The sequence below is a fragment of the Rhodanobacter denitrificans genome (assembly GCF_003335105.1).
Taxonomy (GTDB): domain Bacteria; phylum Pseudomonadota; class Gammaproteobacteria; order Xanthomonadales; family Rhodanobacteraceae; genus Rhodanobacter; species Rhodanobacter denitrificans_A.
Map to the genome: position 1 here is coordinate 1 of NZ_QFWQ01000020.1, position 1708 is coordinate 1708.

Consider the following 1708-nt stretch of genomic DNA (forward strand, 5'->3'; position numbering starts at 1 on the left):
GATAACCATAGGTGCCATTGCTGCGACCACTGGTACCCCAGCTGGTGGCTCCGCTGGCTTGCACGTCTGACGGATATTTCGCAACACTATCATGGCCCTCGATGCCGCAAGGAGACGAAGTCTCTTTTTTCTCGGTGACTGACTCAATTCATAGAATTAGCTTAATTAAATAATTAATTTTAACTCATCAAGTTTCCTTCGCGCATATAAAAGATCAGCTTCTTTTACGAGCCACAAGTAACTCTTACTATTAAGGCGAATTATTTCGCCAACTCCCGTTAATGCTTCACTCTCATTTTTTATGTGTGTAGCATTAAGCACATTGATTTCATATACGTCTTTATACATACCTGTAAGATATCTCCTGCGCGCCGGCCTGCCACCCATGGAGATTTTTTCCATAAACCATCGCGAAGACTTTTCTGCTGCTGCTTTTTGGCACTCATTCGTTGGGTAGCCATTAGTTATTCCCATCGCATCGTACACGATGCCTGTGCCAAAATTACTTATGGACGCATACCCATAGCCAATATTTCCTATAGATGCGATCTTCGTAAGAAGTAAAACGAAAGCATCAAATGAGACATTTCCACCATCCTTACATAGCAAAAGCTCTCGATTCTCATGACATCTAATCATTAAATAAGAACTCCAGTTAGATGCCGGGTCATTTTTTGATTTTACTCCACCGAACCATTCTAAATAATCACATTGACGCGCTTCATCATAATGTTTAATAAAGCTTGTCTTAAATTTCCTTACTCTTCCCGCAATCGAAATACGCCCAACTTCTAGGTCACCCATAAAGCCTGGGAACACCTCGTTGATTGCATTCAATATAGCCTCAACAGAGATGTTTTCAGACCAATCAAGTAATGATAAGTACACGTAATTTTTATTCATGTGCAGTTCCGCCCCTGACATTCCCTCAACCACTCGTGGTCTTCCGGACTCATTTTGGCTTTTTCTCTCTCTTCAACTACATGGTTTACGTATTCGTGAAAGATCATTTCAAATACACCGAAAGCTCCGAACGCACCAACTCGCATACCGGGCACATCTGGCTCTACCAGTATGTTTTGTCCCGGAACACCCAAACCAGCGCGTGCGGCTGCCATTTTTAATTGTAGTTCTGCTGGCGTTTGCCCTGCCGACCTAACCTCAACTAGGTCAATATTACCGTTGTTTTTAACGATAGTAATGTCCGGCCGCACATTTGGAGCATTAGGATTTCCAGTAACAGTTCTTAAGGACTGGTTTAGGTGTACGCTTCGTGAATCCGGCTCGTTCGCCGCAACCCCCGCAATACGTTGCGATGTGGAAGCATGAGTTGGAGTTTTTGATGAATTCTGAGCATTTCCCCTAATAGCAGCTGCAACTCGGTTAACACTCCCACCACCACCCTCACTTCCACTAGGATTCACAAACGTTGTGTAGCCCGACCCAACAACACCTGGCAATTTGCTCGAAGGACCAGTGTCACAAAAAAGCGACCCCGTACACCGCCCATCCGGATCCATATTCACAATCGGATTGTTATTCGCATACCCATACCGGTTGAAGTTAAACGCATTCCCCACACCCGGCCCCACCGGATCCGTACTGATGAACCGTCCCACCGCCGGATCGTAATACCGCGCCTGCATGTACACGAACCCGGTATCCGGGTCGTTCACATGCCCCGTATACCCCGGCCCGTTCGGCGCTG

General features: G+C 45.9%; 2 protein-coding genes. Both read right to left on the reverse strand.

The genetic code is table 11. From position 1 onward, the window contains the following. Positions 1 to 165: 165 nt before the first annotated feature. On the reverse strand, positions 166 to 903 hold the full coding sequence (locus DEO45_RS16555) for a hypothetical protein (RefSeq protein WP_147269716.1): 738 nt from the start codon (positions 901 to 903) through the stop codon (positions 166 to 168). Continuing rightward, the coding region (locus DEO45_RS16320) for an RHS repeat-associated core domain-containing protein (RefSeq protein WP_147269717.1) at positions 900 to 1708 on the reverse strand (809 nt) is incomplete at its 5' end. The genes DEO45_RS16555 and DEO45_RS16320, both read right to left, overlap by 4 nt.

What these genes read in the sequence shown, in the direction of transcription:
- DEO45_RS16555 (WP_147269716.1), bottom strand. Translation starts at nt 903, where the DNA reads ATGAATAAAAATTACGTGTACTTATCATTACTTGATTGGTCTGAAAAC.